Here is a 4,420-nt window from a genome sequence, read left to right as displayed (position 1 = left end):
TCCCAGCGTCGTGACGTCAAGATCATACGGGCGTTTATGGACTTTGCGGAGCGGGTTCTTGGGGAGAAGGAAACCGCCGGAGATATGTGACCGGCGGGTTCTTGAGTTTTTTGTGGATTACCTGCTGCGCCAGGCCTGTGTGCGGGCCAGGATGCCTTTTGATGCCATCAGGTGGAAGATCCGGGCGGCGGCGTTGGTGTAGAAGATCATCATGCCCATTGCGGCTGCGGGTGCGATGTCCCCGGCATCATCCATGTTCAGCACCGCGATGGACGCGAGTGTGGTTTTGGGTGAGTAGAGGAACACAACCGCCGACACGGTCGTCATTGCGTTGACGAACAGATAGATCGAGATATCCAGCACCGCAGGCAGACAGACCGGCACCGTCACGCGGGCAAACAGCTTCATTGTTGGCTGTTTGAGAGAGGCCGACACCGACTCGAACTCTTTATCCATCTGCTTGAGAGCGGTGACCGCCGTCAGGTGCGATACGGTATAGAAATGCGTCACCGTGCAAACCACCAGGATTGCCATGGTGCCGTAGATCGCATTGAACGGATTGGACGGGTTGTTGAAGAAGAAGATATAGGACAGCCCCAGAACCATGCCCGGGATGGCCATCGGCAGCATGGCGAACATCTGAAAGATCGACCGTCCGGTTTTGAAGCCGTTCGATTTTTCCACCAGATACGCCCCGAAGAAGACAACCGTCGTGCCGATCACCGCCGTCAGGAAGGCCAGTTTGATCGAGTTGAAATACGACCCCCAGCCGCCGCCATCCATCTTGTCGAACTGGTAGTTCTTGAGGCTCAGGCTCAGATCGTAGGGCCAGAACTTGATCAGCGCCGCAAACTGACACACGGCCAGAAGACCAATGATGAACAGGCCGACCAAGCTGCAGTAGATCAGGAATATGCGATCAGCCTTTGGGTTTGGTGTTGCCTGATATGGAACCGAGCGCGCAGAAAGCAGCGCCACCTGCTTGGACTGAACCATCCGGTCGATGGCAAAAGCCAGAATTGCGGGGATGACCAGAACCACCGAGACCACGGCGCCCATCTCAAAGTTCTGCTGGCCGATCACCTGTTTGTAGATATCCACGGCAAGCACGTTGAACTGGCCGCCGATCACCTTTGGCAGGCCGAAATCGGTGATCACCAGATTGAACACGACAAAGGCTGCGGAAATCAGGCCATAGCGCGCGCCGGGTATGGTAACGGTCCAGAATGTCCGCCAGGGGGTAGAGCGCAAGCTGACAGCGGCCTCGTACAACCGCGCATCCGATATCGCGAGCGCAGTCGATATGATCAGGAACGCGTGTGGAAAGGTAAAGAAGACCGATCCGATCACGATGCCTATGGGGCCGTAGATACTGGCACCGAACAACAACTCCTTGATCATCCCCTGATTGCCGAACAGGTAGACCAGCGCGATGCCCGGCAGCAGCGAGGGAACCAGAATCGGCGCCATCGCGATCAGGCGAAAGACCCCCTTGAACCGCATGCAGCTTCGGTTCAGCGCATAGGCAAACCAGAACGCCAGCGTCACCGTAACGATTGTGCTGACAACCGAAATCCAAAGGGAATTCTTGATCGAGTTGAACAGGGCTGGTGTCGAGAAGTAGTTGATGAAGTTGCCCAGACCCCGCGCTTGAACCGGCCGCATCTGCACCCGGCGGAACGTGTTGGAATCAAGCTCGACCCAATCGGTGCCTTCGTTCAAAGTCGACCCGACCAGAAAGCGCCCGGCCTCCGTCGTGTTCCGCATCTGGTACATGACCGGGCTGCGAAAGCTGAACTCCGGAAAGAACCCGGTCACCGGCAAACGCCCGTCCGAGCCGGTTGTCAGATCGGTGTCGGAATACACCCCCAATTGCCTGTTCAGTTCGTCAGCCGTCAGGATCGTTCCGTCGAACACACCCGCTTCATCACTGACCTGAAACTCATACTGGGACAGCTCGACCCGGTAGGTCGAGAAGGACTTGGAAAGCATCGTGTAAAGCGGCAGTGCCAGTGTCACGATCAGATAGAGCGCGATCACCATCATGCTTCCGCGCATCAGGATGTCATCGCGGCTGAGCCTGGGCCTGATATCCGGCCCGACAGGCAATGTGTCCTGATTGGTCGACATCGTGCTCATGCCGCAGCCTCCGGAAGGTCAAACGCCATCAGGCGGTTCTCGGGAAGCTCAATCACCATGCTGCACCCCTCTTCCAGCTCAAGACGACGCACGGCGTTGATCGAAAAATCCGCGATCAGTTCCGAAGATCCGAACCGCTCGTTGTTCAGGCGGCAGCGCCAGAACGAGCCCAGAAACTCCATTTCATCGAGCGTGACCTCGATGCAGTTCCGATTGCCGCCCGTGTCAAGATAACCAGCTTCATGAGGGATGATGTCTTCGGGACGAATGGCCGCAATGACAGGGGTTCCATCATTGAACGTGTGGCTGAGGCAGGCAAAGGTCTTTTCCCCGACGCTCAACCGCCCGCCTTTCGTAACCTGAGACTGGATCTGGTTCATTTCACCGATAAAGTCGGCCACGAACAGGTTGGCCGGTTCGCGGTAGATCTCCGTGGGCGATCCAACTTGTTCGATCACCCCGTGGTTCATCACCACGATGCGGTCGGCCATGGCCAGCGCTTCTTCCTGATCGTGCGTCACCATCACGGTGGTCACACCCAGCTTGCGCTGCAATTCCTTGATCTCATGCCGCAGGTGAACGCGCACCTTGGCGTCCAGCGCCGACAGGGGTTCGTCCAGCAGCAGCAGACCGGGATTGGTTGCAATGGCGCGGGCCAGCGCAATCCTCTGCTGCTGGCCACCGGACAATTGCGCCGGGTATTTCCTGCCCTGATCCGGCAGACCAACAAGGTTCAGCAGCTCGCTCACCCGAACCGCGATATCCGACTTGCTGCGGCCCGTGTTTTCAAGGCCAAATGCGATGTTCTTTTCGATCGTCAGGTTCGGGAACAGCGCATAGGACTGGAACACAATCCCGAAATCGCGCTCGGACGGAGGCAGGTTGGAGACGTCCTTGCCATCCTGCATAATCGTACCCTTGGTCTGCAGATCCAGCCCTGCAATCGCCCGCAACAAGGTGGTCTTGCCGCAGCCGGACGGGCCGAGGAAACAAATGAATTCACCTTCTTTGATTTCAAGAGAGATGTCCTTGAGTGCCAGAAAGCTGCCGAACGCTTTCCACAAATTCTGGATGCTGAGATACAGTTCACCGGGTGGTGTTTTCTGAAGCACGGGAGAGGTCCTCACATCTGCACCTCGGGCACGACCGATCCTGGCCGGTGCGCGCCGGGTGAGTTGGTTGTGTTGGTGGGAACAAGAGAGTGGCGGGCAGGAGAAGCACAAAAGCCCCTCCTGCCAATGGAATTACTTCGCTTCAGACTTTCCGTCATAGCGAGACTGCCATTCTTTCAGGATTGCCGCGCGATTGTTGGCGGCATATTCGAAATCATTGTTGATCATCGCATCCAGAAGACCCTCTGGGAAGTGTTCAACCGGTTTTGCAACGCCGGGATACGCCACGACCGCATAGCCGGTATTGTACATCTCGTTGGCCTCTTTGGTGACGGTGAAGTCCACCAGCTTCTGCGCGGCTTCCAGATTTGCAGTGCCGGCCACAATCGCGGTTGCTTCCATGTCCCAGCCGACGCCTTCCGAAGGCACAATGATTTCCAGCGGTGCGCCATCAGCTTTGGATTTCGCCCCACGGAACGCAAAAGAAATACCAATCGGGATCTCGCCCGCCGCCGCCAGTTTGCAAGGCTTCGAGCCGGAATGGGTGTAGCGCGCAATATTCTCGTGCAGCGCATCCATGTATTCCCAGCCACCTTCTTCACCAAACATTTGAAGCCAGCTGGACACATCAAGGAACCCCGTGCCAGAGGAATTCGGGTTCGGCATGATAACCTGATCCTTGTACATCGGATCAGTCAGGTCCTTCCACGAGGTCGGCGGCTTCAGCCCGGCCTTTTCCGCCTCAACCGTGTTGTAGCAAATCGAGGCAACCCAGGCGTCCATGCCAACCCAGGCAGGCGGGTTGTCACCATCGACGAATTTCGCATCCAGCTTGTCTACGCCAACCGGGGCATAAGGCTCCAGCATCCCTTCGGATTTCAACAGCAGCAGAGAGGTCGCAGCCAACCCCCAGACCACATCCGCCTGTGGGTTGTCCCGTTCAGCCAGCAGTTTCGCGGTGATGATCCCCGTCGAGTCCCGGACCCAGTTGATCTTGATATCCGGATTGCTCTGATTGAACGTCTCCGCATACCGCGCAAGATCCTCAGCCTCAACAGCAGTGTATACCGTCAGTTCCGTTTCCGATGCCGCAGCCGTCGCCGTCAGTAAACCGAACGCCAAAACCGCATAAATTGATCTCTTCTGTTTCATGGTTGTCCTCTGTTGGT

Annotated in this window: 3 protein-coding genes; all 3 read right to left on the bottom strand. The window is 57.0% G+C overall.

Features of this window, described 5'->3' with window-relative positions:
- Positions 1-117: 117 nt before the first annotated feature.
- Entirely contained in the window at positions 118-2,139 is a 2,022-nt protein-coding gene (locus AC2FLZ_RS21750) for a putative 2-aminoethylphosphonate ABC transporter permease subunit (protein ID WP_480556054.1), read from the bottom strand.
- Complete coding sequence (locus AC2FLZ_RS21745; RefSeq protein WP_480496631.1) at positions 2,136-3,251, bottom strand: putative 2-aminoethylphosphonate ABC transporter ATP-binding protein; 1,116 nt, start codon at positions 3,249-3,251, stop codon at positions 2,136-2,138. The genes AC2FLZ_RS21750 and AC2FLZ_RS21745 overlap by 4 nt, the downstream gene beginning before the upstream one ends.
- A gap of 132 nt (positions 3,252-3,383) precedes the next feature.
- Positions 3,384-4,403, bottom strand: coding sequence for a putative 2-aminoethylphosphonate ABC transporter substrate-binding protein (locus AC2FLZ_RS21740; RefSeq protein WP_480521542.1), 1,020 nt, complete (start codon positions 4,401-4,403; stop codon positions 3,384-3,386).
- Between the last annotated feature and the right edge of the window lie 17 nt (positions 4,404-4,420).

It is taken from the genome of Ruegeria sp. YKSF131 (genome assembly GCF_059612645.1).
This window is presented reverse-complemented; position numbering and strand designations above follow the sequence as displayed.

Coding starts and splice junctions, on each gene's coding strand:
- AC2FLZ_RS21750 (WP_480556054.1), bottom strand. CDS start 2,139: ATGAGCACGATGTCGACCAATCAGGACACATTGCCTGTCGGGCCGGAT.
- AC2FLZ_RS21740 (WP_480521542.1), bottom strand. CDS start 4,403: ATGAAACAGAAGAGATCAATTTATGCGGTTTTGGCGTTCGGTTTACTG.